The organism is Brachybacterium sp. ACRRE (genome assembly GCF_022346485.1).
Classification (GTDB): Bacteria; Actinomycetota; Actinomycetes; order Actinomycetales; family Dermabacteraceae; genus Brachybacterium; species Brachybacterium halotolerans.
Genome location: NZ_JAKRMO010000062.1, coordinates 1 through 25,891, shown reverse-complemented (window position 1 = coordinate 25,891; position 25,891 = coordinate 1). Strand labels below are relative to the sequence as shown.

The window sequence follows — 25,891 nt, the reverse complement described above, 5'->3', positions numbered from 1 at the left end:
CCCCGGAGCGCCCGCCCCGCGTCGCATCCGGCGCCCGCCCGCACCACCGCCGCATCTCCCGCATCTCCGCCCGCACCAACACCCGAACCCGCACCCGCACGAGGAGCACCATGAGCAGCGTCGCGAACATCGCCCTGGCCGACGGCAACACCATCCCCCAGCTCGGCTACGGCGTCTGGCAGGTCGAGGACGAGGTCGCGGCCGACGTCGTCGGCCAGGCCCTCGAGGCCGGCTACCGCCACATCGACACCGCCAAGGCGTACGACAACGAGGAGGGCGTGGGCCGCGCCCTGCGCGCCTCCGGCCTCCCGCGCGAGGACGTCTTCGTCACCACCAAGCTGTGGAACGACGATCACGACCACGACCGCGCGATCGCCGCTCTCGACGCGTCGCTCGAGCGCCTGGGCCTCGAGTACGTGGACCTCTACCTCATCCACTGGGCGAAGCCGAAGCAGGGCAAGCACGTGGAGGCGTGGAAGGCGCTCGTCGAGCTGCAGAAGCAGGGGAAGGCGCGCTCGATCGGCGTCTCGAACTTCCCCAAGGCACAGCTCGAGGAGATCATCGAGGCCACGGGCGTGACCCCGGTGATCCATCAGATCGAGCTGCACCCCGACTTCGCCCAGGAGGATCTGCGCGCCTTCGGCCGGGAGCACGGCATCCTCACCGAGGCCTGGTCGCCCCTGGGCCAGGGCGGCGAACTGCTCCAGGACCCGGTGATCACGGAGATCGCCGCCGCGCACGGGGCCACCCCCGCGCAGGTCGTCATCGCCTGGCACCTCGCGATCGGGAACATCGTGATCCCGAAGTCCGTGACCCCCGAGCGCATCGTCTCGAACCTGGCCGCCGCCGAGCTCGAGCTCAGCGACGAGGACCTCGAGCGCCTCGCTGCCCTCGACCGGGGCGAGGCGGGCCGGATCGGCGCCGATCCGGCGGGCATCGAGTTCTGAGCCGCCGCGGCCCGGCGGGGCCCTAGTCCTCGGCGCGCTCCTCGCGGGGGCGTCGGCCGGTCGCGGCGCGGGCGACCTCCTCCGCCGCGGCCTGGACGGCGCGCGTGCACTCGGCGACCCTGTCCTCGCCCAGGCGGTTGGACTGCCAGGTGAGGCCGATGGCCGCGATCGGCCAGTCGGCGTGGTCGAGCACGGGCGCCGCGACCGAGCGGTACCCGGGGGTGATCTCGCCGTCCTCGCGGGCGAAGCCGTCGCGGCGCACCTGCTCGAGGATCGCGGCGAGCTGCGCGGGCGTCGTCGGACCGACCCCGGGCCGACGGGGCACGAGATCCTCGCGCGAGGTGAACAGACTGCGCAGCTGCACGAGGGGCAGGGCCGCGAGCATCGCCCGGCCGGTCGCGGTGAGGTGCGCAGGGAGACGCACGCCCTGATCGGTGACGAGGCTGCCGCGCCCCTTCGCGCGGTCCTCGACCACGTAGAGGACGTCGCGGCCGTGGAGCACCGCGAGGTGCCCGGACTCGCCGATGGCATCGACGGTGCGCTCGAGGACGACCCGGCCCACCCGCGCGAGCGGCGCATGGCGCATGTACCCGACGGCGACCTCGTAGGCCGCGGGCCCCAGCGCGTACAGCCTCTCCTGCGGGAGATGCAGCGCATAGCCGTGGGCGACGAGCGTCCCGAGCAGGTCGTACGTGGTCGACCGCGGCAGCTCGAGGTCCTGGGCCACGCGCGCGGCGGCGACGGGCGCCCGCCGCGAGGAGAGGTACGTCAGCACGCGCAGGGTGGCGTCCGCGGCCGGCGCCTTGGGCGGCTTCGGGGACGTCTGGTCCGGGGTTCGGGATGCCATAGTCCGACCAGGATGCCATCGCTCGCCCGGAACGTCGGACTCGTCGACCCGATCTCCTCCGCGGCGCACCGCCCGGTTCCGCGCGCACGCACCGAGGCCGACCGACCAGATCCATAGCCTTGCTTATGTGACCCTATGGTCAAGGCATTGACCTCGCCGGGGCGTGCTCCTAACGTCGTCCCTCGTGAGCACCACGACCCCCTCCCCCGCCCCGCGCAGCACCCGCAACCCGCTGCGCGCGATCGCGCGCATCCCCTTCGGCTGGCAGGTCCTCATCGGCCTGGTCCTCGGCGTCGTCCTCGGCCTCGTGGCCTCGGCGATGGGCCCCGGCAGCGGAGAGGAGGGCGCCAACTGGCTGACCACCACCCTGGACACCATCGGCACCGCCTTCGTCACGCTGCTGAAGGCCCTGGTCCCGCCGCTGATCTTCCTCGCGATCGTCACCTCCATCGCGAACCTGCGGAAGGTCACGAACGCCGCCCGCCTCGCCTGGAAGACCCTGCTCTGGTTCGCGATCACCTCGCTGATCGCCGTGCTCATCGGCATCGGCCTGGGCGCGATCACCAGCCCCGGCGCGAACTCGAGCGTCTCGGCCGACGCCGCGCAGGCCTCGGACACCCAGGGCACCTGGCTCGACTTCCTCATCGGCCTGGTCCCCTCGAACTTCCTGGGCATCGAGGGCAGCGCGGGCGACGACGGCTCGGTCTCCCTGAGCTTCAACGCCCTGCAGATCCTCGTCATCTCGATCGCCGTGGGCATCGCCGTGCTCTCCGTCGGCGAGAAGGCCGAGCCGTTCCTGAAGATCACCGGCTCCGCCCTCGAGATCGTCCAGAAGCTGCTGTGGTGGGTCATCCGCCTCGCCCCGATCGGCACCGTGGGCCTGCTGGGCAACGCCGTGGCCAGCTACGGCTGGGACGCGATCGGGCAGCTCGGCGTGTTCGTGGCCGACGTCTACATCGGCATGCTGCTGGTACTGCTCGTCGTCTACCCGATCCTGCTGCGCACCAGCGGCCTCTCGATCGGCTCGTTCTTCCGGGGAGTGTGGCCCGCGACCTCGCTCGGCTTCATCTCCCGCAGCTCGCTGGGCACCATGCCGATGACCCAGACGGTCACCGAGCGCATGGGCGTGCCGCGCCACTACGCCTCCTTCGCGATCCCGCTGGGCGCGACCACCAAGATGGACGGCTGCGCCGCCATCTACCCGGCGCTCGCCGCGATCTTCGTCGCGAACTTCTTCGGCGTCCCGCTCGGGATCACCGACTACCTGCTGATCGTGCTGGTCTCCGTGCTGGGCTCGGCGGCGACCGCCGGCATGACCGGCGCGACCGTCATGCTCACCCTGACCCTGTCGACCCTGGGCCTGCCGCTCGAGGGCGTGGGCCTGCTGCTCGCGATCGACCCGATCCTGGACATCGGCCGCACCGCCCTGAACGTCACCGGCCAGTCCCTGGTCGCCGTGATCGTCGCCAAGCGCGAGAAGATCCTCGACCAGAGGGCCTACGACGACTCCGTGCGCACCTCCTTCGCCGAGATCCAGGCTGATCAGAAGGCCGAGGCGGACGCGTTCGCCGAGGTCGAGGCCGAGGTGGCCGAGCAGGAGGCCGGCGCTCCGGCACCGGACGCCCTCGCGGATCCCGCTGCGCACGCCGCGGGCGGCGAGACCCGCACCGAGGCCGCCGAGGCGGCGCGCCCGCAGGCCTGAGCTTCTCCGCGCGGGGTGCGCGCGTGCCCTCCGGGGCCGCGCGCACCCCGACTCATCGGTAGAGGTCCTCGGGGATGCTCGCGAGCCGGGACTCCTGCACCTGGGCGCCCAGGCCGTAGAGCCGCTGGAAGCTCATGATGAGCGGGCGCCAGCGATCGGGGTCGATGTGGTCGGCCCGCTCGGGATCGCGGACGCTCTCGTGCACCCGCACGGCGATCACCTCGAGCTCGCACACCGCACCGCGGGAGCGCTCCAGCCGGCATTCCATCAGCACCGGGCACTGCGCGACGCCGGGCGCCCGGACGTGCATCGAGGGGCGCGGCGCGAGTCCGGCGAGGGAGAGCTTGTCGGCATGGTGGCGATACCCGCGACGGCGCTTGCGCTCCGAGACCTCCGGCGAGCCCGTGGTCAGCGCCAGGGCGTCGACGGCTCCCGCCTGCTCGGACGAGGGCAGGGCGAGCACTGCCTCCCCCTCCCGTTCGAGGTTCTCGCGGGTGCGCGATTCCTCGGCGATGCCGAGCACCGCGGTGCGGCCGATCCAGAACGCGGAGGAGATCGGTGCGAGATTGGGCGAGCCGTCCGGGTTCAGCGTGCTGACCAGCACCACCGGGGTCCCGAAGTAGAGGATCGCCGGGTCGATGCGCTCGTGGAGGGGAGCGGCGTCCTCCGCGGCGCGAGCGATCGACGGGATGGCGGACGGTGCAGACACAGGTTCCATGGCTCCAGCGTCCGCGTCGACCGGGCCCGCGACCAGTGGAAATCGGTCGCCGTGCTCGGACTCTGCGCGATACCGTCCCCGGCGTGGAGACCGGAGACGACGCCCGCGAGATCCCGCTCGGCGGAGGCAACGCGAGCGCGGGCGTGGTGCGCGTCGGCGACACCGTGCGCAAGCCGTGGCTCGCGGGCACGCCGCTCGTCGCCCGGTACACGGAGGCGCTGCGCGCGGCGGGCATCGACGTCCCCGCCCACCTGGGCCGCGACGACCGGGGGCGACAGATCATCGAGCACGCGCCGGGCGTCCTCGCGATGGACATGGGCCAGCTCGACGTCGGCCAGCTGGAGCGCGTCGGCCGCCTGGTGCGCGCCGTGCACGAGGCGAGCGCCGCGCTGCCGAGGGACCGGTTCCCACTCGGATCGACGTCGGTGACCACGGTCGACCGGCACGAAGGACCCCGGCCGGACGGCGCCCGCTGGGAGGTGCTGCTGCCCGCCCCGACACCGCCCGAGCTCATCTGCCACCACGACATCGCTCCCTGGAACCTGCTGGTGGACGGTGAGCGGATGATCCTCATCGACCTCGACGGCGCCGGGCCGAGCACTCGCGCGTGGGACCTCGCCTATGCGGCGCAGACGTTCTCGGGCATGGTCGCCGGAGCCGACCCCGCGGAGGTCGCCGTGCGCCTGCGGGCCCTCGTCGTCGACGGCTACGGGGCCGACGCCGACCTGCGCGCCCAGCTGCCGCGGCTCGTGGCCGAGCGCGCGCAGGCGATGCACGACCTGCTCGCGCGCTCGCACGCCGAGGGCAGGGAGCCGTGGGGCTCGATGTTCGTGACGGGTCACGGCGAGCACTGGCGGGCGGCCGCCGCGTTCGCCGCCGCCCATGAGGAGGAGTGGCGCGACGCGCTCAGCTGAGCGCGCGGAGACCGCCGGCCGCCCCGGTACCCTCCGGGACATGGACGCCGCCGACCAGCCCCGCACCGCCGTCGACCCGGACCGCGCCGACCGCTCCCCCGCGGACGCCGCCGCCGCGACCGGGCTCAGCCTCGACACCCTGCGCTACTACGAGAGGGAGGGGCTGATCGGCCCGATCGCACGGGACGCCGGCGGCCGTCGCCGGTACTCCGCCGACGACGTGGCCTGGATCGGCATCGTCACCTGCCTGCGCGACGCCGGCCTCGGCATCGAGGACCTGCGACGGTTCACGAGGCTGCTCGCGCAGAGCGCGGAACCCACGGATCGCGTCGCCTTCCTGGAGGAGCGCCGCACCGAGCTCGAGGAGCGGCAGCGGGCGACTCAGCGGGCCCTCGCGGTGCTCGACGACAAGATCGCCTACTACGGCGCGCGCGACCGACCGCAGGAGTGACGGTCGCGGGGCGAGTCCGCCCCTCCGACGGCGTCGGCCCTCATCCCGCAGCGTCGAGGGTCTCCCTCTCCTCCGCCGTGAGCACGGTGGCCGCTCCTCGCCAGGCCTCCTCGAGCTGCGGGATCCTGCTGCCGCCGATGATGGGCACCAGGGCGGGGGCACCGCCGGTGAGCCAGGCGAGCGCCACCTGGCCGCGGCTGAGCCCGCGCGCGTCTGCCACCTCGGCGAGGGCGGTCATGCGCCTCTCGTTGCCGGGATGGCGGTACTCGGGGGCGAGCGGACGGTCCGCGCGGTCGTAGGCGCCGCGCAGCAGCGGCGTGTAGACCCAGCCGGCCAGCGCGGGGTCCCTGCGCAGCAGGTCGAGCCCGTCGGCGCCGAGCATGCCGAGCTCCACGGGCTGGCCCTCGACCTCGGTGCCGGGCAGCGGCTGCAGGTAGGAGAAGCGCTGCTGGTAGGCCGACGGACCCGCCAGACCCGCGTCCCGGGCATGGAGTCGGGCCTCGGCGACGCGCCAGGAGGGATGGTTCGACAGACCCCAGGCGCGCACGCGCCCGTCGGCCGCGAGGGACCCGAACGTCTCCACGACCTGCGTGAACGGCACGTCATGGTCCTCGATGTGCGCCCAGTAGAGGTCGACGGCGTCGAGGCCGAGACGCTCGAGGCTGCGCGAGAGCGCGCGGTCGACCGCCTCCGGCGACAGTCCCTCGAGATCGTCCGGGAACCCGCCGGGACGGTTCGGCTCGGCGCCGACCTTGGTGCTGATCCGGACCGGCGCACCGGGGTTCGCGCGCAGCCAGCGGCCGATGACGGCCTCGCTCTGCCCGCCGCGACCCGAGGGGTCCTGGTCGAAGTAGTAGTTGTCGGAGGTGTCGAGCCAGCGTCCGCCGAGCTCGACGAAGCGGTCCAGGAGCGCGAAGCTCTCGCGCTCGTCGAGGCGGGTGCCCATGTGCATGGTGCCGAGGGCGGGCTGTGCGGGCGTCGTCGGGAGGGCGGGTGCGGGTGCTGCGATGCGTGCCATGCGCATGAGCATGGATGCTGGAGCGCGCTCCAGGTCAAGGGGCCTCCGCGTAGCCTTCTCGGATGCCACCCCGCACCTGCGCGACCACGAGGCCGGCCGAGCGCCCATGACGCCCTCCGCCCTGGCGCTCGTGCTCACCGCCGCGGTGCTGCATGCCCTCTGGAACCTCGCCGCGAAGCGCGCGAGCGGCGACGGGTACGTGTTCGTGTGGTGGTACAACGTCTTCTCCGCGGTGCTGTGGCTGCCGCTGGGGCTCGTGCTCCTCGCCCGCGCAGGGTGGCCGTGGGGCTGGGAGCTGCTGGTGGGCCCCGCGGTCTCCGCGGTCTTCCACATCGCCTACCAGCTGTGCCTGCAGACGGGCTACCAGCGCGCCGACCTGGGCGTCGTCTACCCCGTCGCCCGCGGGACGGGCCCTCTGCTGACCGTCGTGCTCGCCCTCACGGTGCTCGGGGAGCGCCCCGGGTGGCCGGCGATCGCGGGGGCCGTGGTGGTGATCGCCGGGATCGTGGTCGTCGCCACCGGAGGTGCCCGCGCCCTGCGGCATCGTGCGTCGACGGGGATCGCCTGGGGCGTCGCGACCGGCGCCGGCATCGCGGCGTACACCCTCTGGGACGACCACGCGGTGACCACGTGGTCCCTCGCGCCCGTCGTCTACTTCTCCTTCGGCTGCACCCTGCAGGCGCTCGCGATGACGCCCGGCGCCCTGCGTCGAGGGCGCGCCGCGCCGGTGGGCGGGGTGCTGCGCCGACGGCGGCGGGAGGTCGGCGTGGTCGCCGTGCTCTCGCCGCTCGCGTACGTCCTCGTGCTCGAGGCCATGCGGACCACGCCGGTCTCGCTCGTGGCACCCGCCCGCGAGTCCTCGATCGTGGTGGGATCGCTGCTGGCCTGGTGGCTGTTCCGCGAGCCCGACCCGGTGCGACGGGTGCTCGGGGCGGCGATCGTGCTGGGCGGCATCGTCCTCATCGTGTCGTGATCCGGCCGGGCCTGTCGCGGACGGGCCGCTGGTGAGGAGCCGTGGCGATATCGCCATGGCTCCTCACCAGCGGCCCTTCCGTGACAACCACCCGCCGGCGACCCGTGCCCGGTCCGGGTGCCCGCGCCCGCGCCCGTACCCCGTGCCCCGTGCCCCGTGCCCCGCGGCGCGCACTGTGCGCCGTACCGCGCCCCACCGGACATGAGGTGCGATCCCGCGCCGCCGGATCTGTGACCTCCGCGGCCGTCCCGGGCCGGATCCCTGGCCCCGGGGCGGCGCCCCCGGATAGGCTCCCAGCGTCCCATCAGCAGTGCATCACCTCGGGTCCGCAGACCATCCGGCAGTTCTCCGCCGGTGCGGGCCGTCCAAGGCGGCACCCCACCGTCCGGAGGATCGATGACCTCGCCGCAGCACCCGACGACGGCCCCGCAGGCCACCACCCTGACGCGCGCCGCCGGCCTCGCCTACTTCCCGATCGCGTTCGTGGCCCGCTTCCCGTTCGCGATGATGGTCGTGGGCACGCTGACCCTCGTCGTCTCCGCACGCGGCTCGATCGCACTGGGCGGACTGAACTCGGCGGTGGTGGGCCTCGGCTCGGCGCTCATCGGCCCGCTGCTGGGCGCGGCGGCCGACCGCATCGGCCAGCGCCCGGTCATCCTGCTCGCGGGGATCGTGAACTCGCTGGCCCTGCTCGCGATGGCCGCCGTGGCCTTCAGCTCCCTGCCCGATCCCGCGGTGCTCGCCGTGGGCTTCGTGATCGGGGCGTCGTCGCCGCAGATCGGCCCCCTCTCGCGCAGCCGCCTCGTGCACCTGATCCTCACCCGTCTGCCCTCGGCGCGCCGCGCGAAGAGCCTCAACGCGACCATGGGCTACGAGTCCGCGGCCGACGAGACCGCCTTCGTGTTCGGCCCCGTCGTGGTCGGCCTGCTGGCCACGACGATGAGCGCCGCGGCCCCGATGATCGGCGCGGCGGTCCTCACCCTCGTCTTCGTCACGGCCTTCGCGCTGCATCCGACGGCGCGCGTCGCGGCGCCGGCCACCGGATCCCCCGTGGTCCAGGCGCCGGCGCGGGAGCTGCGCAGCGCGCGCGTGCTCGTGGTGGTCGCGGGCGCGCTCGGCGTCGGACTCTTCTTCGGCACCGTCCTCACCTCGCTCACGGCCTTCCTCGCGGAGACCGGCCACGGCGACTCCGCCGGGCTCGTCTACGGGATCATGGGCGTGGGCTCGACGATCCTCGCGCTGAGCATCTCGCTGTTCCCCGAGCGCTTCGCGCTGCGCTGGCGCTGGGTCGTGTTCTCCGCCCTGATGCTCGCCGCGATGATCGCCTTCAGCCTCGCGGGCGGCCTGGCCGGGACCGCGGGCGCGATGGCGATCGCGGGCATCGGGATCGGGCCGACGGTCGTGACGCTGTACAGCCTGGCCGCGGACCGCTCGCCGCGCGGGCGCTCGGCGACGGTGATGACGATGCTGGGCTCGGCGACGATCGTCGGCCAGTCCGGCGCCTCGGCGCTGACCGGCGCCTTCGCCGAGAACGTCGGGGCGCAGGCCGCCATGTGGCTGCCGGCCGGCGCGGCCTCTCTGGTGGTGCTCTCGGCTCTCGTGAACGCGACGCTCGGCAGGGCCGCCGCTCCCTCCGCCTCGCAGCATGAGGTCATCGACGAGGCCGAGGAGCTGCTCGAGAGGCCCACCGAGCACCTCTGAGGAGCAGGGGCCGGGTCGCAGGCCGCGGGCACGCCGCCCTCGGTCAGCGCGCCGCCGGGTGGCCGATCTCGCGCAGGGAGCGGGCGAGCATCGACAGCTGCTCGAGCGTTTCGTCCTCCCAGGTCCGCGCGGTGCGAGCGGCGTGGGCGCCAGCGGTGGAAGGGGTGGAAGGGGCGGCAGGGGCGGCAGGGGAGCCCATCGACCGGTCCTCGGACGCACGAGCAGCCCCGACGACCGCGCTCACCTCGGCCACCCGCTCCTCGTCGGCGACGTCGCGAGCCAGGGCCGCGACGGCATCGCAGGCGTCGGCCACCCGCGGATCAACCGTGCGCGCGTCCGCCGGCCCCGATGGACCCGCCGGGTCCGCCGGGTCCATCGGGTTCTCGCTCGTGGTCCGTGCCATGACGCGGCTGGTCACGGTGCGGGCGATGCTCACGGAGGTCGCCACCACGGTGAGCCGGCGGCGCACCCGACGCGGACGGTGCTCGGTGAGGTGGTAGCGCGTCATCGGCGCGGCCGCGAGCGCGAGTCGCCTGCGGGCGCCGATCGTCGCGAGCAGCAGGGCGTCGACCTCGTGCGGGGTCCCCGGACCCGGGTCGCGCAGCGCGCGGGCCGTCCCCTCCATGAGGTCGCCGATGGACGCGGCGACCTCGCGCTCCGCACGCGCCACGGTGTCGCGCGTGCTGACCGGGGCGAACAGCAGCGCCACCAGCACGCCGATGCCCGCGCCCGCGACGGTCTCCGCGAGGCGCAGCAGGAGCAGGGCGTCGGAGAACAGTCCGAGGATCCCGTAGAGCTGTGCGACCAGGATCGTCACGAACAGCATCATGTAGGCGTAGGAGATGCGGATCAGGTAGAAGCCGCAGAAGACGCTGATGAGGATGACCGCGAGCTCGATCATCGGGTGGCCCGCGGTGAGGGCGGCGAGCGCGATGCCCACCACCAGGCCCAGCACCGTCCCGATCACGCGGTTCAGGGACTTGCCGAAGGAGTCCATGCGGGTGCCGGTGCCCGTGAACACGACGAACGCGGCGATCACCGCCCAGTAGTAGCGGGAGTCGCTGATCAGGGTGCCCGCGAGGATCGCGAGCGCACCGGCGATCGCGACCTGCACGGCCTGCCGCGTGGTCGCCTGCGTGCGCACGACGGGGTTCCAGCGGGCGCCGCGGGCGCGCACGTCCTTGGCGACCGACGGCGGCCCCGGCAGCATGCCCAGTCCGGTGAGCGCGGCGGCCGGCGTGAACTCGGCGTTGCGCTCCAGGTCCGGGGGCAGATGGGGATCGGCCGGCCGTCGCACGAGCTCGTCGATGCCGCGAGCCAGGGAGCGCACCTCGGGGCGCAGGCGGCCTGTGTCCATCGCCCCGTCGGCCGCGGGATCCTGCCCGGGAGCGCCCTCGCGCGCCATCATCCGTTCGAGCAGCGCGGCGACCCTGCGGGCGCTCTCGTCCTCGCCATCGGCCAGGTGGACCAGCGCGCGGGCCGCAAGCGAGCGCACGCGCGGCGGCGCCTGCATGAGGTGCAGGGACGCCCAGCCCACGAGGTCCAGGGAGAGCTGCCCCTCGAGCAGGCTGCGGCGCAGGGTCTCGGCGCTCCAGCCCACCGGCAGCGCCCGCGCGTTCGCCGCCCATCCGTCGCTCATGAGCACCATCTCGTCGAAGAGCTGGCGCTCGTCGAAGACGCGGCGGGTCAGCCGGTCACGGTCCCGCTCCGACTGCGCGCGCAGCCGGGAGGCCATGAGCCGCAGCAGTCGGCTGCGGCGCGCGACCATGCTGCGGAAGACCCGCGCGAGCGTGCGCCGCGGATGGGGTCGGAACACCGTGGTGCACAGCAGGGCGACGACCGCGGTGCCCACCACCACGGCGAGCATCAGGTGCGGCAGCTGATCGGGCGTGGGGCGCAGGAACAGCGAGAAGAAGAACCCCATCCACAGCAGGAAGCCGTAGAAGAAGAAGTCGAGGCCGAAGCGCCGCACGTACACGGCACCGAACATGACCAGCACGAACACGAGGTGCGAGAGCCACAGGGAGCCGCCGACGAGGGTCCCGACCACGAGGCCGACGCCCATCGCCACGGGGAAGAACACGGCGGCTCGCAGGCTCTCGCGGGCCATCGGCCGCGCGAGCGCGTTCGAGCCGATCATCGCGATCACCGCGCCGAGGATCATCGTCGGCAGCAGCGCGGCGGGCTCCAGGTGCAGGGCTGTCCCCAGCAGCGCCTCGGCGGCGAGGTTCGCGGCGACGCAGCAGGCCCCGGCGAGCCCCATGCGGAGTCTGCTCAGACCCGGATCGGAGGCGATGAGAGCGTCCAACGGGCGCGAGAGCAGCGGCGGCACTGGGCGGGAGCCTCCTCGGGCGGCAGGGGTGTCGGGGACCCATGGAGTCTAGCCGCGCCTCCCGAGCGCTCCCTGCCTGTCGTCGTCCCCTCCCCGCTCATCCTGCCGAGCGCAGTACCTCCTCGAGCACCTCGCGGGTGCGCTCGGGCCGCTCGACCCAGGGGAAGTGTCCGGCGCCCTCGATGATCCGCTTGCGTCCGCGACGCGCATGGGCGGCGAGCGCGACGACGCCCGCGACCGGCCGCGGATCAGCGAGCCCGTGGAGGAACCAGACCGGTGCCTCGATCGTCTCGAGAGCGGCGACGAGGGCGTCGTCGGCCACCAAGGGATCGGCCGCCAGCAGCCGGTTCGCGGTGTGCTCGATGTCCAGGCCGACGGCGGCGAGGCGCTCAGCGCGCACGGCCCCGTCGGCGGTGTCGGCGAAGTCGGTGGCCCACTGCAGGGCGCGCCAGCGGGTCTCCTGCTCCCCGGAGCGTACCTCCGGTCCGAGAGCGTCGAGCCGGGCGAGCTCCTCGGTGATCCCGGCGGCCCCGCGGCGGCGATCGCGCTCGGCGCGGAAGTCCGTGCGACAGTCCCCGATGCCCGTGCCGCTGAGGAAGCCGACGGCGGCGACGTGCTCGGGGTGCGCACCCGCGTAGGCGAGGGCGAGGGAGGCGCCGAAGGAGTGGCCGACGACGATCCACCGCTCGTGACCCCCGTGCTGGGCGTCGAGCGCGGCGCGCAGCTCCTCGAGGTCGGCGACGGACCGCCGCACAGTCAGCTGCTCCTCGGGCACGGGCCTGGGCGTGCTGCGTCCGCATCCGCGCTGGTCGTAGCGGTGCACGAGGGCCTGGTCGGAGAGCAGGGCGGCGAGGTCGCCGAGGTCGTCCCAGAGGCCCGGCCCGCCGTGGACGAGCACGACGGGCGGATGGACCCCGGCCTCGCCGTCGGTCCAGGTGGCGAGTTCGGTGCCGTCGGCGAGAGGGATCATGCGCATGGGGCCGACGGTATCGGGCCGTCAGCGGCCCTCGCCGCCCAGCCGCCGCATCTCGGCCTGGATCCGGTCCTCGCTCACCCCGCCGCCGAAGACGCCGAGCACCTGCCAGAGCAGCCCGATGCCCCAGAAGGCGATGGGGAAGAAGGGCCAGAAGAAGCCGCCGCCGTTGCGCGCCCAGAACACCACGAGCATGCCGTTCACGACGACGTACACGGCAAGGCTCATGACGAGGTTGCGACGGGCGTGCAGGCGGTCGACGGCGCGACGGCGGAGATCTGTCTCCGCGTCGCCGCGCTCACCGCGGCGGCTCCCGCCCCACTGCCTGTCCTCCCACCGCGAGCGGTCCTCGTACTCGGCCTCCGGGGAGCGGGACTCGGGCCCCGTCGTCCCGGTGCCGCTGCTGTCCGAGCGGGGGAAGCTGTCGTCGAAGCGATCCATGGTGATCCTCCTGGCCGAGCGCCGTCGGCGCGTGTGCTGTCGATGCACTCGACGCTAGGCGGCGCCCGTCCCGACCTCCCCTGACAGCTGTCACGTCCGCACCAGGACAACCCTCCTGTCCCGTCGGCCGGGCCGCCCGATAATCCCGTTGCCCACCTGCACGCCCGTGCGTAGCGTCCGCCCCATGACGCACCAGAACACCGACGACCTCCCCCTCCCCCGCGCCGCGCTGCTGACCGGCGTGGGTCGGCGCCGCGGGATCGGCGCCGCGATCGCCCGCGCGCTCGCCGAGGACGGCTTCGACCTCGCCCTGAGCTATTCCGACGACTACGACCGGCGCGTGAACGCCGAGCCCTCCGACGTCGAGGTCCTCGCCGAGGAGCTGCGCGGCCTCGGCCGGCGCGTGGTCCTCGTCCCCGGCGACCTGTCCGATCCGGCCGAGCCCCCGCGGATCCTGGGCGCCGCGAGCGCCGAGCTGGGCCGGCTGGGCGCGCTCGTCATGTGCCACTGCGAATCCGTGGACTCGGCGATCCTCGACACCACCGTCGAGAGCTTCGACCGCCACTATGCGGTGAACGTGCGGGCCAGCTGGCTGCTGCTGAAGGCCTTCGCCGAGCAGGTGGAGATCGGTTACGACACGCCCGGCGGGGCGGTCGTCGCCCTCACCAGCGACCACACCGCCCACAACCTCCCGTACGGCGCGACCAAGGGCGCGCTGGACAGGCTGGTCCTCGCCGGCACGCACGAGCTCGCCGATCGCGGCATCCGCACCAATGTGGTGAACCCGGGCCCGATCGACACCGGCTGGATGGACGACGCCGTGCGCGAGGCCGGCGCCGCCCAGACCCCCGGCGGGCGTCTCGGCGCCCCGAGCACCGTCGCGGACCTCGTGCGGTTCCTGGTCTCGGCGCGCGGCGGCTGGATCCGCGGCCAGCTGCTGCTGTCCAACGGAGGGTTCGCGACGCCCGCCGTGTGACGCCCGCCGTGTGAGGCCCGCGGTGTGAGGATCCCCGGCCGCATCGAGGGCGCCGGGGCGCGGACGCGGCCGCGAAGACTATGCTCGCCCCGGCGCAGAGGCGGTGTCCCGTCACCCGGACGCCTTCCGCGCTCCCCCTCACCCCCCGCCAGAGAAGAGCACCCGGCATGACCCAGATCGGCCCCGATGGCAGCACCCGCTTCGCCGAGGAGCAGAACCGGGTGCTGCATCGGACGCTCGGGCGCTTCGACATCGTATTCATCGTGGTCTCGGCGGTCGTCGGCCTCGAGATGCTGGGCTCGGTGTCCTCGCAGGGGCCGGAGACGTTCACCTGGCTGGTCTTCCTGATCATCGTCTTCCTGGTGCCCTACGCGCTGGTCTTCGCCGAGACCGGCTCCGCGTTCGTGGGCGAGGGCGGCGTGTACCTGTGGGTCCGGCAGGCCTTCGGCCGCCCCGCCGCCGCCGTGGCCTCGGCGTTCACCTGGATCACGCAGCCCGTGTGGGTGGGCGGGTCGATGGCGTTCCTGTGCGCGGAGGCCGCCCGTGAGCACCTCGTGCACTTCGCGGCGGGCTCGTTCGCCGACTACGCCTTCAAGACCGCGTTCATCTGGATCACCGTGCTCGCGGCGATCCTCTCCCTGAAACGCGCGAAGTGGATCCCGACGATGGGCGCGGTCTGCAAGATCGTGTTCCTGGCCCTGTTCATCCTCACCGCGGTCATCTATGCGGCCCAGCACGGCGTGCAGAGCCTCGCGATCGGCGACTTCTCCCCCACCGTCCAGGGCTTCATCACCCTGACCCCGCTGCTGCTGTTCGCGTTCCTGGGCTTCGAGTCGGGCTCGAGCGCCTCGGGCGAGATGAAGAACGCGGAGAAGGACGTCGCCTTCTCCGTGCTGCGCTCCTCGGCGATGGCCGGTGTGCTCTACCTGATCCCGGTCTTCACGATCCTGCTGGTCGTCCCCCACTCCGACATCGACGGGGTCTCCGGTCTGCTGCGCGCGGTCGCGACCGTGTTCTCCGTCTACGGCGCCGCGGCGCCCGTCGTGCTCACCGCTGCGGTCGCCCTGTTCCTGCTCGCGAACATCGGGCAGGGCGCGGCCTGGATGATCATGTCCGACCGCATGCAGGCCATCGCCGCGGCCGACGGCTCCTTCTTCGGCGGCTTCTTCGGGAAGTTCCACCGGAGCCTGGGCACCCCGATCCGCGTCAACCTGCTCTCCGGCACGGTCGCGACGGTGTTCATGATCGCCGCGATGCAGCTGACCGGCTCGAGCGCGGCGCTGTTCAACGTGGTGCTCTCCGTCGCCATCACCACCTACCTGTTCAGCTACCTGCTGGTGATCCCCGCGGCCGTGCGCCTGCGCCTGCGCTTCCCGGACCAGCCGCGGCCCTTCCGCGTGCCCGGCCCGAACGGCGTGTTCGCGGCGCTGGGCGTCGTGACCACGGCGTTCGTGGCGCTGGGCTCCTGGGTCTCGGTGTTCCCTGGGACCCTGGAGACGCTTCTGGGCGTCCACTACGACTTCTCGAGCGCGATGGGCGTGCCCTACACGGCCTTCGAGGCGCTCACCCTGGGCACGATCGTCTTCATCATCGCGATCGCCCTCCTCGGCTTCGTCGCCGGACGCGGTCTGCGGCGCGAGACGGTCGCGGCGGAGTCGGCCGCGGTGGAGGACTCCGGGATCAGCCGCTGACCCCGCTCCTCGCCCGTCGGCCGACGGGCCCGAGCATCCTCCCGCGCCGCACCGCGAGCACCAGCATCACCAGTCCCGCGGCGAGACCGACGAGCACGGTGACGAGCGAGCCCTCGATGCCCATCGAGCCGCCCGTCAGCCACGTCGGCCCGTCGATGTCCGCGATCAGCAGGCCGTTCTGCCGCCCGGTGCCGGAGACCACGGAGGAGAACAGGCCCGCCTGCACCGTGTTCCAGGCGATGTGGATGCCGATCGCGAGCCACAGCCGGCGCGTGAGCAGGTAGGCGGCGCCCAGCAGGCTCCCCGCCTCGACCACGAGCCCCAGGGAGCTGGCGAGGCTCGCGCCGTCGTTCGTGAGGTGGATCAAGCCGAAGACGAGCGAGGTGAGCACGAGCGCGCCCCAGCTGCCCATCCAGGCGTCGATGATCCGCAGCAGGATGCCGCGGAAGAAGATCTCCTCGACGAACCCGGCGCCGATGCCGATCGCGAGGGGCGCGAGCAGCTGCGGGGAGGCCGCGATGCCGGTGACCCGGTAGCCGCCGAGCAGGGCGATCAGGGCGACGCTCAGCGAGATCAGCACGGTGCCGACGACGAGGCCGACGACGAGCTCCGCGAGCTTGCCGCGCCCGCGCAGGGCGAGACCCGGGCTCCGGCCGACGGGCCCGACGATCACCAGGAAGCCGCCGACCCCGACCACCGCGGCGATCACGGCACCGAGCAGGAAGGCCCAGGGCATCGGCCCGTCCGCGACGTCACCGCCGGCGAGGACGGAGGCGAGGACCGAGACCGCCCCCATCACGACCTCGGCGACGAGGAAGAGGACGACCCCGAGGATCAGCTGGAGCCAGCGACGGCGGTCGCTGCGGTCGATGGAGTCGAGCGGGTCCGTCGGGCGGAGGGCGGGCGGCGGGGCCGAGGTGCTCATGGCACCGATCATGGACCCGTTGGGCTCCCGTGTCCCGGCCCGGGCCCGGACCGTCGGGTCCCCGGGTCAGGGGGCGTCGTGCCTGCCCGACCCCTCCTCGCCCTCCGCGGGGACGTCGAGGGTGATGGTGCCGCTGTCCAGGAAGTCGGCGTCGCGGCGGGGATCCGTCTCGCTCGCACTCTCGGCCTCGGAGACCTCCTCGATGCCCTCATCGGGCCGCGACCAGGGGAAGGCGGCGGTCGGCGGGAGCGAGGGGATCGCTCCGCGCCGCAGGGGATTGCGGGGCTGCTTCTCGTCGGCGGATTCGTCGTCGGTCATGGTGGTCTCCTCTCCATCGTCATGCCTACGGTGGCACATGACTGATTTCGTGAAGCAGCGTCCCGGCGCCCCGCAGGGCTTCTTCGCCGCCGAGGCCGCGGGCCTCGCCTGGCTCGCGGCACCGCGCGCGGTGCCGGTCGTCGAGGTCCTCGAGGAGGGCGCGGATCATCTGCGGCTCGAGCGCCTCGAGTCGGTGCGGCCGTCCCCGGAGGACGCCCGCGCCTTCGGCGAGCGCCTCGCCCACCTCCATGACGCGGGCGCCGAGGGCTTCGGCGCCGCTCCGTCGGACACCTCGTGGTTCGGCCCGCTCGAGAGCCCCTTCGAGCTGCCGACCACCGCCCGCGAGGACTTCGCGGCCTTCTGGGCGCAGGACCGCCTGGAGCCGCTGGCCCGTCGGGCCGCCCCGCAGCTCGGGGCCGACGGGTCCGCCGCCGTCCACAGCGCGATCGAGGCGATCGCGGGCGGCGCCTTCGACGGCGTGAGCGGCGAGGGACGCGAGGACCCCTCGCGCGTGCACGGCGACCTGTGGTCCGGGAACCTGATGTGGACGTCGTCGGGCGGGACGCTCATCGACCCCTCGGCGCACGGAGGCCACCGCCTCGAGGACCTCGCGCTGCTGACGATGTTCGGCGCGCCCCACCTCGACGCGATCCTCGCGGGCTACGAGGCTGCGCATCCGATGCCGACGGGCTGGCGCGAGGACCTCCCCGCGCACCTGTTCTTCGCGCTGCTCGCGCACGTGGTGCTGTTCGGCGGGAGCTACGGGGCCGAGAGCGTGCGCGTCGCCGAGCGGATCACCGAGCGCGCCCGGGATCTCGCGGGCTGAGCACGGCCCGAGCGCGCTCCCGTCACACCCGCGCGATGATCTCCCCGTGCAGCAGCACGAACCAGCCGGCGGGGTCGTCGGCCCAGCGCCTCCAGTCCTCGCCGATGGCGTCGAGCTCGTCCTGGCTCGCGCGGCCCGCGTCCAGGAGCTGCCGGGCGACGGCGCCCGCGGTGATGCGCTGCGAGGAGGACCCGGCCCAGAGGGCGCGGTCGGCAGGAGTCGCGTAGCACCAGGTGCCCGCGCCGGGCTCCACGTCGCCCAGCCCCGCCTCGAGCGCCCAGCCCAGCAGGCGCCGGCCGGCGTCGGGCGTGCCGCCGTTGTCGGCCATGGCCTCGATGAACAGCTCGCGCCAGCGGTCCAGGCCCGGCAGCTCGGGCCACCAGCGGAAGGCGCCGTAGTCGGCCTCGCGGGCGGAGACGATGCCGCCGGGCGCGGTCACGCGGCGCATCTCGGCCAGCACGCGCACGGGATCGGCGACGTGGTGGAGCACCTGGTGGGTGTGGGCGACGTCGAAGGAGCCGTCCGCGAAGGGCAGGTGGTGGGCGTCGGCCGCGCGGACCTCGACGCCCTCGAGGCCCTGGCGGGCGAGCTCGTCGCGGGTGATCCCCGCGGACTCCTCCGAGACCTCGATCGCGGTGACGTTCTCGGGGCCGACGATGCGGGCGAGGTCCGCGGTGATCGTGCCCGCGCCGCTGCCGACGTCCAGCAGGCGCATGCCCTCGCGCAGGTGCGGGAGCAGGTGCGCGGCCGAGTTCTCGGCGGTGCGGTGGCGGTGGGAGGAGAGCACCGCGTCCTCGTAGCCATGGGTGTAGTGGTGCTCGTGGCCGTGACCGGGGTGCTCGCTCATGGGCGCGACGCTACGCGCGCCTCCTCGGCCCCGGGCGCAGGTCTCGCCATCTGACGTTCCTGGTCGGGCACGGCCACTTCGACCCGTCGGGCCCGTCGGGCCCGCCCCGGCACCCACGAGGCCAGCAGCACCCCGCCGACCACGAGCACTCCTCCGGCCAGCTCGAGCGGGGCGACGCCCTGGGAGAGCACGATCCAGGCCGCGCTCATCCCCACCACGGGCACCAGCATCGAGAAGGGCGCGACGGAGCCCGCGGGATGGCGCGACATCAGCCAGCTCCAGATCCCCGAGGCGACCAGCGTCGCGATGACCACCGTGTACAGCAGGCCGAGGATCGCGAGCAGGCCGCGGGAGGTCAGGAGACCGTCGGCCGAGGCGGCGATGCGCTGCGGCCCCTCGACGAGGAGGGAGAGTGCGAGCGTGGGGATCGGGGGGATCACCGACATCCAGAGCACGAGCCGCAGGGGCTGGGTCGAACGGGCCTCGCGCGTGCAGATGTTGCCGATCGCCCAGCCGAGGCCCGCGAGCAGGGTGAGGACGAAGGGCCAGATGGCGGCGTTCTCCGCCCGGTGCCAGCCGACGACGGCGAGGCCGAGGACCGCCACCGCGATCCCGATCCCGGCGCGCCGGCCCAACGACTCCCGGGTGAACAGGACGCCGAGGAGCACCGTGAACGGGGCCGAGGCCTGCAGCACGAGGGAGGCGAGGCCGGCGGGCATGCCCAGGGTCATCGCGATGTAGAGCAGGGAGTACTGGGCGACGCCGAAGCCGAGCCCGTAGCCCAGCAGCCAGCGCAGCGGGACCTGCGGCGGGCGCACGAGCAGCACGGTGGGGATCGCGATGAGGGCGAAGCGCAGGGCGACCAGGAACAGCGGCGGGAACTGGGCCAGGGAGGCGTCGATCGCCAGGAAGTTGACGCCCCAGATCGCGGCGACGGCGATGGCGAGGAGGCGGTGGCGGCTGGGCATGGGTCCACGGTGCACCCGCGATCCCTTCAGCACAATCGCAGAGTTCTGCATCGTCGTTGTAGCGTTCCTGCATGGACGTGCGTCATCTGGAGCTGCTCCGCGAGTTCGCCGCGCGCGGCAGCGTCACCGCCGTCGCCGCCGCGACCCACCGCACCCCGTCGGCGGTCTCGCAGCAGCTGCGCGCCGCCCAGCGCGACCTGGGCGTGCAGCTCGTGCGCCCGCAGGGACGGGGCCTGCGGCTCACCGAGGCCGGCGAGCTGCTGGCCCGCGGCGGGGACGAGGTCGCCGAGGCGGTCGCCGGGGTCGCCTCCCGGCTCGACGACCTGCTGGGCGCGCCCAGCGGCACGGTCGACGTGCTCGCCCTCGCGAGCGCCGCCGTCTACCTCTACCCGCAGCTGGTGTCGACGCTCGAGGGCTCAGGGATCGACCTCGTCCTGCACGACGACGACATCGCCGAGACCGCCTTCGCCCAGCTCACGGCGGACCACGACATCGTCATCGGCCATTCGCTCGCCGGTCCGGCGCCCAAGGGCAGCGAGCGCTGCCGGGTCGTCCCGCTGGGGTCGGAGCCCCTGGACGTGGCGATGGCCGCCGATCATCCCCTCGCCTGCCGCGCGTCCCTCACCGCCGCCGACCTCGCGGACCAGGAGTGGATCGGCGTGCCCGAGGGGTTCCCCTTCGACCGCGTGCTGCAGACGATCTCGCTGGCCACGGGAACGCCCCTGCGCGTGGCCCAGCGCCTGCGCGACAACCACCTCATCGAGGCCCTCGTCGCGCGCAGCGACCTCCTCGCGATCCTCCCGCGCTTCACCACGCGCACCGATCGCGGGATCGCCCTGCGCCCCGTGGAGGGCGTGCCCACCCTGCGCCACGTGAGCGCCCTGATGCGGCCCGACGCGGCGCAGCGCTCGGCCGTGCGGCGGGTGCTCGAGGTGCTGCGCGAGGCGGCCGACGCGGCGACGCGGGCCGCCGCGGGCGCACAATGGGCGGGCGGACAGTCGACGGCCGGACCATCGGACGCCAGGGCCCGCAGCACCGGTCACGAGGAGAGGGACGAGGCATGAGCACAGCCCCGCAGGAGGCTCACCCGGCGCCGCTCGCGCCCACCCGGCAGGAAGGGGACGACTCCGACGAATCCTCCGGCAGCGGCCTCACCGTCATCCTCGCCTTCGGGGCGAACCTGCTGGTGGCGATCGCGAAATCGATCGTCGCGGCCCTCACGGGATCCGCCTCGATGCTCGCCGAGGCCGCGCACTCCTGGGCCGACACCGGCAACGAGGTCTTCCTGCTGATCGGCGAGCGGCGGGCCCGCAAGCCGGCCGACGCCGCCCACCCCATGGGCTACGGGCGCTCGGGCTACGTGTGGGCGATGTTCGCCGCGATCGGCCTGTTCGCCGTCGGTGCCGGGGTGTCGATCTGGCACGGCATCCAGTCGCTCGGCGCAAGCGGCGACGAGGGGGCCGACTACACCTGGGGCTACGTGGTGCTCGGCATCTCCTTCCTGCTCGAGGGCACCTCGTTCCTGCAGGCTCTGCGCCAGACGCGCGCGGGGGCGAAGCGGCGCCGGATCAGCCCGCTGCGCTACGTGCGCACCACGTCCGACCCGATGCTGCGCGCGGTGTTCGCCGAGGACTCGGCGGCGCTCGTGGGCCTCGTGATCGCGGGACTCGGACTGTTCCTGCACCAGATCACGGGGAACGCGATGTGGGACGCGCTCGGCTCGATCCTCGTCGGCGTGCTGCTGGGCGTGATCGCCGTGATCCTCATCGGCCGCAACGCCTCGCTGCTCACCGGTGAGGGCGGGACGCCGCTGGTGAGGAACCGCCTGCTGGGGATCCTCGAGGAGAACCCCGACATCGAGACGGTCACGTTCCTGCACACCGAGTGGATCGGTGCGAACAAGCTCTTCGTGGTCGCTTCCGTGGACGTGGTCGGCGACGTCAAGGAGTCCGAGCTGCGCGAGAAGGTGCAGGCCGTGGAGGATCTGCTCGAGCGCGAGGACGACGTGGAGCGCGCGCTGCTGACGCTCGCGCGCCCCGGGGACACCACCCGGCTCGAGCCCTCGCCGCTGCCCGACTGGTACGAGCCGGACGACGAGGGCTGAGGGCCCGGGTCCGGGCCGGGGCCCGAGAACCGCACGCCGAGGACCGGGGGAAACCCCCATCGACGCCCCCGCGCCGCCCCGCCTACGATCGGGGCATGCGTGGAATCCTCACCCTGATCCTGAACATCATCTGGCTGCTCACCGCGGGCTGGTCGCTGTTCCTCGGCTACGTCCTGGCCGGGATCATCGCCTGCATCCTGGTCGTCACGATCCCCTTCGGCCTGGCGTCCTTCCGGATCGCCGGCTTCGTGATCTGGCCCTTCGGGCGCGAGGTCGTGGACACCCATCGCGGCGGCGCGATGAGCGCCGTGGGCAACGTGATCTGGTTCCTGGTCGCCGGGCTGTGGCTGGCGATCGCGCACGTGCTGACCGCCGTCGCGCAGGCCGTCACGATCATCGGCATCCCGCTGGCCTGGGCGAACATCAAGCTGATCCCGGTCACCTGCTTCCCCTTCGGCAAGGAGGTCATCTCCTCCTCCGATGCCCGGGCGCAGATGTTCCCGACCGCCCGCTGAGGCCGACGATCGGCGGAGGCGGACCGCCCCGTCGGCGCCGTCGGCTCAGGCCCCCGACGGCGCGGGCAGCACGCAGAACTCGTTGCCCGAGGGGTCGGTGAACACCCGCCAGGGCAGGTCGCCCCAGTCGGGGTGCTGCTCGGCGCCGCCTCGCGCGATGATCTCCGCTGCGACCGCATCGGCGTCCTCCCCCGCTCCGAGCCGCACGTCGAGGTGGATCCGGTTCTTGCCGTCGGCCGCGCCCTTGGGGGCGGGCTCCGCGCACATCTCGAGCAGCGGCCCGCGGCGCGAGGGATGGCGCAGGGACGCGTCGGCGACGCCCGCGACCGGCGTCCATCCCGTCAGCCACGACCAGAACTCCCGGTCGCGCGCGGGATCGGCGGAGTCGAGCGGGAGCGCGGCGATCGGGCCCGTGCCGCGATAGGCCGCGCGCTCCTCCATCACGCAGAAGGGGTTGCCCTCGACGTCGCCCAGCACCGCCCACGGCACGTCGCCCTGTCCGATGTCCAGGTGCCGTGCGCCGAGGGCGAGAGCCCGTTCGACGATCTCGGCCTGCGCGGTCCCGCCGAGCAGATCGAGGTGCAGGCGCAGCGGCTCGGTCGGCGGCACAGGGACGGGCTGGAGGCAGACGTCGAGGAAGGCGCCCGGCTCGGGGTCGGTCCCGGGATCGAGGTGCACGCGCATCTCGACGCCCTCCAGCCCGTCGGTGAGGGGCTCGGCGTCCAGCAGCTGCCGCCAGAAGCCGCCCAGGCGGTGCGGATCGACCGCGTCGATGACGATGTTCTCGAGGTGCACGGCGTCCCCCTCAGCTCGCGGCGTCCGCGAGCCGCAGCCGGTCGGTGGGCAGCGCGACGTCGATGCCTCCCACCAGGTCGATGGCCTTGGCGACGTGGGCGGACATGTTCTCGATCGCGCGGCCGACGACGACGCGGTCGCGATCGATCTCGCGGATGCGCACGCGCGTCCAGCCCGCCTCCTCCTGCAGCAGCCAGTCCTCGGCGAGCAGCCGCAGGCCGATCCCGTCGAGCACGGCCTCCGCCTCGTCGAGGTCCATCGGCTCGCCGCGGCGCTGCCACAGCAGGTCGTAGGGGACGAAGCCGCCGTCGGCGGTCATCTCCATATAGCCCACGTGCTCGCCGTCCTCGGCGCGCAGGTGGTCGAAGACGTCGGCCGCATCGGGACGCGGGGAGGCTCCAGTGCTCATGGCGTGCGAATCTACGCGGCGCCGCCGGGGATGGCGAGGGGTTTCCCCGCCGGCCTCACCCGTAGTGGTACCGGCACGCGGCGATGCGCACTTCCTCCGCGTCCACGAGCTTGTAGACGAGCCGGTGCTCGTCGGTGATCCGGCGGGACCAGTAGCCGGCGAAGTCGTGCTTGAGGGCTTCGGGCTTCCCGATCCCCTCGTTCCCGTTCCGGGCGATGTCCTTGAGGAGTGCATTGATGCGGCGGAGCACCCTGCGATCCTGCGCCTGCCACCAGAGGTAGTCCTCCCATGCGTTCTCGTCCCAGACGAGCCGCATCTCAGGCCCGCTCCGGATCCGGACCGTCGTCCTCGATCAGCTCGTGCGCGCTCCCGGCTCCGGACTCGAGCCGCTCCATCGCATCCAGGAGACGACGAGCATTGCGCGGCGACCGCATGAGATACGCGGTCTCGCGCAACGACTCGTAGTCCTCGAGCGAGAGGATCACGACCGGGTCATGACCCGCGCGGGTGATGACGACCTCCTCGCGATCGTCGACGACGCCATCGAGCACCTCTGCGTAGCGCGCACGGGACTCCGTGTAGCTCATCGTCTTCATGGCCGCCTCTTCCCTCGTGTCGCACTCCGATCACAACCTGTACAGAAAAGTGTACGCATCGCCGGAGCGCTCGTCGAGAGCCGAGACTCATTCCGCCCACAGCGCACCCGTTGGCGCTCCCGGTCGCCGAGGCGCAGGATGTCCCCCATGAGCACTGGACATATCGGAGACCTCGCCGTCCGCCGCGTCGGATACGGCGCCATGCAGCTCGCCGGCCCGGGCGTCTTCGGGCCGCCCGCCGATCCCGAGAACAACAAGAAGGTGCTGAGCCGCGCCGTCGAGCTCGGCGTGGACCACATCGACACCGCCCAGTTCTACGGCCCCGACGTCGTCAACGACCTCATCCGCGAGGCCCTGCACCCCTATCCCGAGAACCTGCGTCTGGTGACGAAGGTCGGCGCGCAGCGCGGCGAGAAGGGCGAGTGGCTGCCCGCGGGCGAACCCGATCAGCTCGTCGAGCAGGTCGAGCAGAACCTGCGCGCCCTGGGCACCGAGCAGCTGGCGATGGTGAACCTGCGCCGCTACGAGCTCGACGCCCCCGGCGGCGAGGAGCCGGACCTCGAGGAGCAGCTCGCCGCCCTGGTGACGCTGCGCGAACAGGGCAAGATCGCCCAGATCGGCATCTCGAGCGTCCCGGCCGCCACGGTGCGCCGCGCGGTCGAGGCGGCCGGCGTGGTCTCGGTGCAGAACCCCTACTCGATCCTGGACCGCTCCGGGCAGGAGGCGCTCGAGGTCGCCCGCGAGCACGGCCTCGCCCTCGTCCCGTACTTCCCGCTGGGCTCGGCCTTCACGGGCGGCCCCGCGAAGATCGCGGCCGATCCGCGCATCGCCGCCGTCGCCCAGAAGCACGGCGTCGCGCCCACGCAGGTCGCTCTGGCCTGGCTGCTCGCCCAGTACGAGAACGTGCTGCTGATCCCCGGCACCGCCTCCGTCGCCCACCTCGAGGACAACCTCGCGGTCGACGACATCGCGCTGGACCCCGAGGACCTCCTGCAGCTCGCGAAGGTCGAGGAGTCCCCCGTCGGCCACTGACCGGGCACGCCCCGGCGCGCGGGACGGCTTTGCCGCTCCTGCGCGCCGAGGACTACCGTCGGCCCGTGCCGAAGATCCCCTCCCCCGCCGACGGCGCCCGCATCGCCTATGACGTGACCGGCTCCGGGCCCGCGGTCGTCCTCCTCCACGGCTCCGTGCTCTCGCGCGCGATCTGGCGCGCCTACGGGTACGTCGACGCGCTGAAGAGCGAGCGCACGGTGATCCGCATCGACCTGCGCGGGCACGGACGGTCCGACGCCCCGCACGAGGCGTCGGCCTATGCCCAGGACGCGTTCGTCGCGGACCTGATGGCCGTCCTCGACGCCGAGGGCATCGAGCGCGCGGCGCTGATCGGCTACTCGCTCGGCGCGCGCATCGCCGTCACCGCGGCCGTGCGCCGTCCCGAGCGCGTGACGCACCTGGTCTCCCTGGGCGGCTCCGCCTCCGCGCAGCAGGGCTCGGTGGACACCGTGTTCTTCCCCGGCACCGTCGAGACCCTGCGCAGCGAGGGCATGGAGGGCTTCTGCCAGGCGCAGGGCCTGGGACCCGAGGTCACCGGCCGACGCGACCGCGGCACCCGCACCGCCTTCCTCGCCGCCGACCCCCTTGCGATGGCCGCCCTGTTCACGGCGACCGAGACGACCCCCGGCATCCCCGACGCCGAGCTCTCCGCGTGCCCGGTCCCCGCGCTGTGGATGGCCGGGGATCGCGACCATCCCCGCTTCGAGGAGTCCGAGCGCGCGGCGGCGCTGATGCCTGACGCGCGCTTCGTCCCCCTGCCCGGCCGCACCCACGCCGCGACCCTCGCCCCTGCCGAGCCGATCCTCGAGCAGGTCCTCCCGATGCTCGAGACCACGCCCCCTTCCTCCCCC

Annotated in this window: 28 protein-coding genes; 14 read left to right on the top strand and 14 right to left on the bottom strand. The window is 73.3% G+C overall.

Annotated features, from left to right (window positions below; all coding sequences use genetic code 11):
* Positions 1-110: 110 nt before the first annotated feature.
* Positions 111-947 (top strand): aldo/keto reductase, encoded by an 837-nt coding sequence (locus MHY49_RS15565; protein ID WP_239205643.1) that lies wholly within the window; start codon positions 111-113, stop codon positions 945-947.
* Positions 948-969: 22 nt separating this feature from the next.
* Here the strand turns inward: MHY49_RS15565 and MHY49_RS15560 are convergent, their stop codons facing one another.
* The gene (locus tag MHY49_RS15560; protein WP_239205639.1) at positions 970-1,794 is read right to left on the bottom strand and encodes an IclR family transcriptional regulator; all 825 of its coding nucleotides are present in this window, start codon (positions 1,792-1,794) and stop codon (positions 970-972) included.
* A 184-nt stretch (positions 1,795-1,978) separates the two neighbouring features.
* Here MHY49_RS15560 and MHY49_RS15555 point away from each other — a divergent pair, with 184 nt between their 5' ends.
* On the top strand, positions 1,979-3,496 hold the full coding sequence (locus MHY49_RS15555) for a dicarboxylate/amino acid:cation symporter (protein WP_370646189.1): 1,518 nt from the start codon (positions 1,979-1,981) through the stop codon (positions 3,494-3,496).
* 52 nt (positions 3,497-3,548) lie between these two features.
* Here MHY49_RS15555 and MHY49_RS15550 read toward each other — a convergent pair whose 3' ends face one another.
* A complete protein-coding gene (locus MHY49_RS15550) occupies positions 3,549-4,214 on the bottom strand; it encodes a flavin reductase family protein (protein WP_239205637.1) in 666 nt (221 codons plus the stop codon).
* Positions 4,215-4,297: 83 nt separating this feature from the next.
* On the opposite strand from MHY49_RS15550, the gene MHY49_RS15545 reads away from it, so the two are divergent.
* Together MHY49_RS15545 and MHY49_RS15540 are read left to right on the top strand one after the other, a co-directional pair.
* Positions 4,298-5,128, top strand: coding sequence for a phosphotransferase (locus MHY49_RS15545; RefSeq protein WP_239205635.1), 831 nt, complete (start codon positions 4,298-4,300; stop codon positions 5,126-5,128).
* Between the two features lie 40 nt (positions 5,129-5,168).
* Positions 5,169-5,579 carry a MerR family transcriptional regulator gene (locus tag MHY49_RS15540; RefSeq protein WP_239205633.1) on the top strand — a complete coding sequence of 137 codons (411 nt, stop codon included), beginning with the start codon at positions 5,169-5,171 and terminating at the stop codon, positions 5,577-5,579.
* Positions 5,580-5,619: 40 nt separating this feature from the next.
* Here MHY49_RS15540 and MHY49_RS15535 read toward each other — a convergent pair whose 3' ends face one another.
* On the bottom strand, positions 5,620-6,597 hold the full coding sequence (locus MHY49_RS15535) for an aldo/keto reductase (RefSeq protein ID WP_239205631.1): 978 nt from the start codon (positions 6,595-6,597) through the stop codon (positions 5,620-5,622).
* A 106-nt stretch (positions 6,598-6,703) separates the two neighbouring features.
* On the opposite strand from MHY49_RS15535, the gene MHY49_RS15530 reads away from it, so the two are divergent.
* Positions 6,704-7,570, top strand: coding sequence for an EamA family transporter (locus MHY49_RS15530; protein ID WP_239205629.1), 867 nt, complete (start codon positions 6,704-6,706; stop codon positions 7,568-7,570).
* Positions 7,571-7,966: 396 nt separating this feature from the next.
* Positions 7,967-9,271 carry an MFS transporter gene (locus tag MHY49_RS15525; RefSeq protein WP_239205627.1) on the top strand — a complete coding sequence of 435 codons (1,305 nt, stop codon included), beginning with the start codon at positions 7,967-7,969 and terminating at the stop codon, positions 9,269-9,271.
* A gap of 43 nt (positions 9,272-9,314) precedes the next feature.
* On the opposite strand, the gene MHY49_RS15520 is transcribed toward MHY49_RS15525, so the two are convergent.
* The 3 genes from MHY49_RS15520 to MHY49_RS15510 form a co-directional block, all read right to left on the bottom strand.
* Positions 9,315-11,579 carry an FUSC family protein gene (locus tag MHY49_RS15520; RefSeq protein WP_239205625.1) on the bottom strand — a complete coding sequence of 755 codons (2,265 nt, stop codon included), beginning with the start codon at positions 11,577-11,579 and terminating at the stop codon, positions 9,315-9,317.
* 121 nt (positions 11,580-11,700) lie between these two features.
* Positions 11,701-12,579 (bottom strand): alpha/beta fold hydrolase, encoded by an 879-nt coding sequence (locus MHY49_RS15515; protein WP_239205623.1) that lies wholly within the window; start codon positions 12,577-12,579, stop codon positions 11,701-11,703.
* A gap of 21 nt (positions 12,580-12,600) precedes the next feature.
* Positions 12,601-13,017 (bottom strand): 2TM domain-containing protein, encoded by a 417-nt coding sequence (locus MHY49_RS15510; RefSeq protein ID WP_239205621.1) that lies wholly within the window; start codon positions 13,015-13,017, stop codon positions 12,601-12,603.
* Between the two features lie 184 nt (positions 13,018-13,201).
* Between MHY49_RS15510 and MHY49_RS15505 the strand changes: the two genes are divergently transcribed.
* Together MHY49_RS15505 and MHY49_RS15500 are read left to right on the top strand one after the other, a co-directional pair.
* The gene (locus tag MHY49_RS15505; RefSeq protein WP_239205619.1) at positions 13,202-13,993 is read left to right on the top strand and encodes an SDR family oxidoreductase; all 792 of its coding nucleotides are present in this window, start codon (positions 13,202-13,204) and stop codon (positions 13,991-13,993) included.
* 167 nt (positions 13,994-14,160) lie between these two features.
* Complete coding sequence (locus MHY49_RS15500) at positions 14,161-15,684, top strand: APC family permease (RefSeq protein WP_239205617.1); 1,524 nt, start codon at positions 14,161-14,163, stop codon at positions 15,682-15,684.
* Here the strand turns inward: MHY49_RS15500 and MHY49_RS15495 are convergent.
* Positions 15,674-16,609 carry a CPBP family intramembrane glutamic endopeptidase gene (locus tag MHY49_RS15495; RefSeq protein WP_239205615.1) on the bottom strand — a complete coding sequence of 312 codons (936 nt, stop codon included), beginning with the start codon at positions 16,607-16,609 and terminating at the stop codon, positions 15,674-15,676. The genes MHY49_RS15500 and MHY49_RS15495 overlap by 11 nt on opposite strands.
* A gap of 66 nt (positions 16,610-16,675) precedes the next feature.
* Positions 16,676-16,927 (bottom strand): hypothetical protein, encoded by a 252-nt coding sequence (locus tag MHY49_RS15490; RefSeq protein WP_239205613.1) that lies wholly within the window; start codon positions 16,925-16,927, stop codon positions 16,676-16,678.
* Between the two features lie 37 nt (positions 16,928-16,964).
* Between MHY49_RS15490 and MHY49_RS15485 the strand changes: the two genes are divergently transcribed.
* Positions 16,965-17,753: a fructosamine kinase family protein gene (locus MHY49_RS15485; RefSeq protein ID WP_239205611.1), complete on the top strand. Its 789-nt coding sequence runs from the start codon at positions 16,965-16,967 to the stop codon at positions 17,751-17,753.
* 22 nt (positions 17,754-17,775) lie between these two features.
* On the opposite strand, the gene MHY49_RS15480 is transcribed toward MHY49_RS15485, so the two are convergent.
* Both MHY49_RS15480 and MHY49_RS15475 read right to left on the bottom strand, forming a co-directional pair.
* Complete coding sequence (locus MHY49_RS15480) at positions 17,776-18,600, bottom strand: methyltransferase domain-containing protein (RefSeq protein WP_239205609.1); 825 nt, start codon at positions 18,598-18,600, stop codon at positions 17,776-17,778.
* A complete protein-coding gene (locus MHY49_RS15475) occupies positions 18,597-19,568 on the bottom strand; it encodes an EamA family transporter (RefSeq protein WP_239205607.1) in 972 nt (323 codons plus the stop codon). Before MHY49_RS15475 ends, MHY49_RS15480 begins: the two co-directional genes overlap by 4 nt.
* 71 nt (positions 19,569-19,639) lie before the next feature.
* Here MHY49_RS15475 and MHY49_RS15470 point away from each other — a divergent pair, with 71 nt between their 5' ends.
* The 3 genes from MHY49_RS15470 to MHY49_RS15460 all read left to right on the top strand — a co-directional run bounded on the left by MHY49_RS15470 (position 19,640) and on the right by MHY49_RS15460 (position 22,187).
* Entirely contained in the window at positions 19,640-20,632 is a 993-nt protein-coding gene (locus MHY49_RS15470; RefSeq protein ID WP_239205605.1) for a LysR family transcriptional regulator, read from the top strand.
* Entirely contained in the window at positions 20,629-21,672 is a 1,044-nt protein-coding gene (locus MHY49_RS15465) for a cation diffusion facilitator family transporter (protein ID WP_239205603.1), read from the top strand. Before MHY49_RS15470 ends, MHY49_RS15465 begins: the two co-directional genes overlap by 4 nt.
* 95 nt (positions 21,673-21,767) lie before the next feature.
* Positions 21,768-22,187: a YccF domain-containing protein gene (locus MHY49_RS15460; RefSeq protein WP_200503262.1), complete on the top strand. Its 420-nt coding sequence runs from the start codon at positions 21,768-21,770 to the stop codon at positions 22,185-22,187.
* 45 nt (positions 22,188-22,232) lie between these two features.
* Here the strand turns inward: MHY49_RS15460 and MHY49_RS15455 are convergent, their stop codons facing one another.
* Genes MHY49_RS15455 through MHY49_RS15440 form a run of 4 tightly spaced genes read right to left on the bottom strand, consistent with a single transcriptional unit; the run spans position 22,233 to position 23,987 of the window.
* On the bottom strand, positions 22,233-22,982 hold the full coding sequence (locus tag MHY49_RS15455) for a VOC family protein (protein ID WP_239205601.1): 750 nt from the start codon (positions 22,980-22,982) through the stop codon (positions 22,233-22,235).
* Positions 22,983-22,992: 10 nt separating this feature from the next.
* Positions 22,993-23,391 (bottom strand): serine/threonine protein phosphatase, encoded by a 399-nt coding sequence (locus tag MHY49_RS15450; RefSeq protein ID WP_239205599.1) that lies wholly within the window; start codon positions 23,389-23,391, stop codon positions 22,993-22,995.
* Positions 23,392-23,446: 55 nt separating this feature from the next.
* A complete protein-coding gene (locus MHY49_RS15445; protein ID WP_239205597.1) occupies positions 23,447-23,707 on the bottom strand; it encodes a Txe/YoeB family addiction module toxin in 261 nt (86 codons plus the stop codon).
* A 1-nt stretch (position 23,708) separates the two neighbouring features.
* Positions 23,709-23,987 (bottom strand): type II toxin-antitoxin system Phd/YefM family antitoxin, encoded by a 279-nt coding sequence (locus MHY49_RS15440; RefSeq protein ID WP_239205595.1) that lies wholly within the window; start codon positions 23,985-23,987, stop codon positions 23,709-23,711.
* 147 nt (positions 23,988-24,134) lie between these two features.
* Here MHY49_RS15440 and MHY49_RS15435 point away from each other — a divergent pair, with 147 nt between their 5' ends.
* Both MHY49_RS15435 and MHY49_RS15430 read left to right on the top strand, forming a co-directional pair.
* Entirely contained in the window at positions 24,135-25,019 is an 885-nt protein-coding gene (locus MHY49_RS15435) for an oxidoreductase (RefSeq protein ID WP_239205593.1), read from the top strand.
* A gap of 65 nt (positions 25,020-25,084) precedes the next feature.
* Positions 25,085-25,891 (top strand): alpha/beta fold hydrolase (locus MHY49_RS15430; RefSeq protein ID WP_239205591.1); only part of this gene is annotated, 807 nt, incomplete at its 3' end.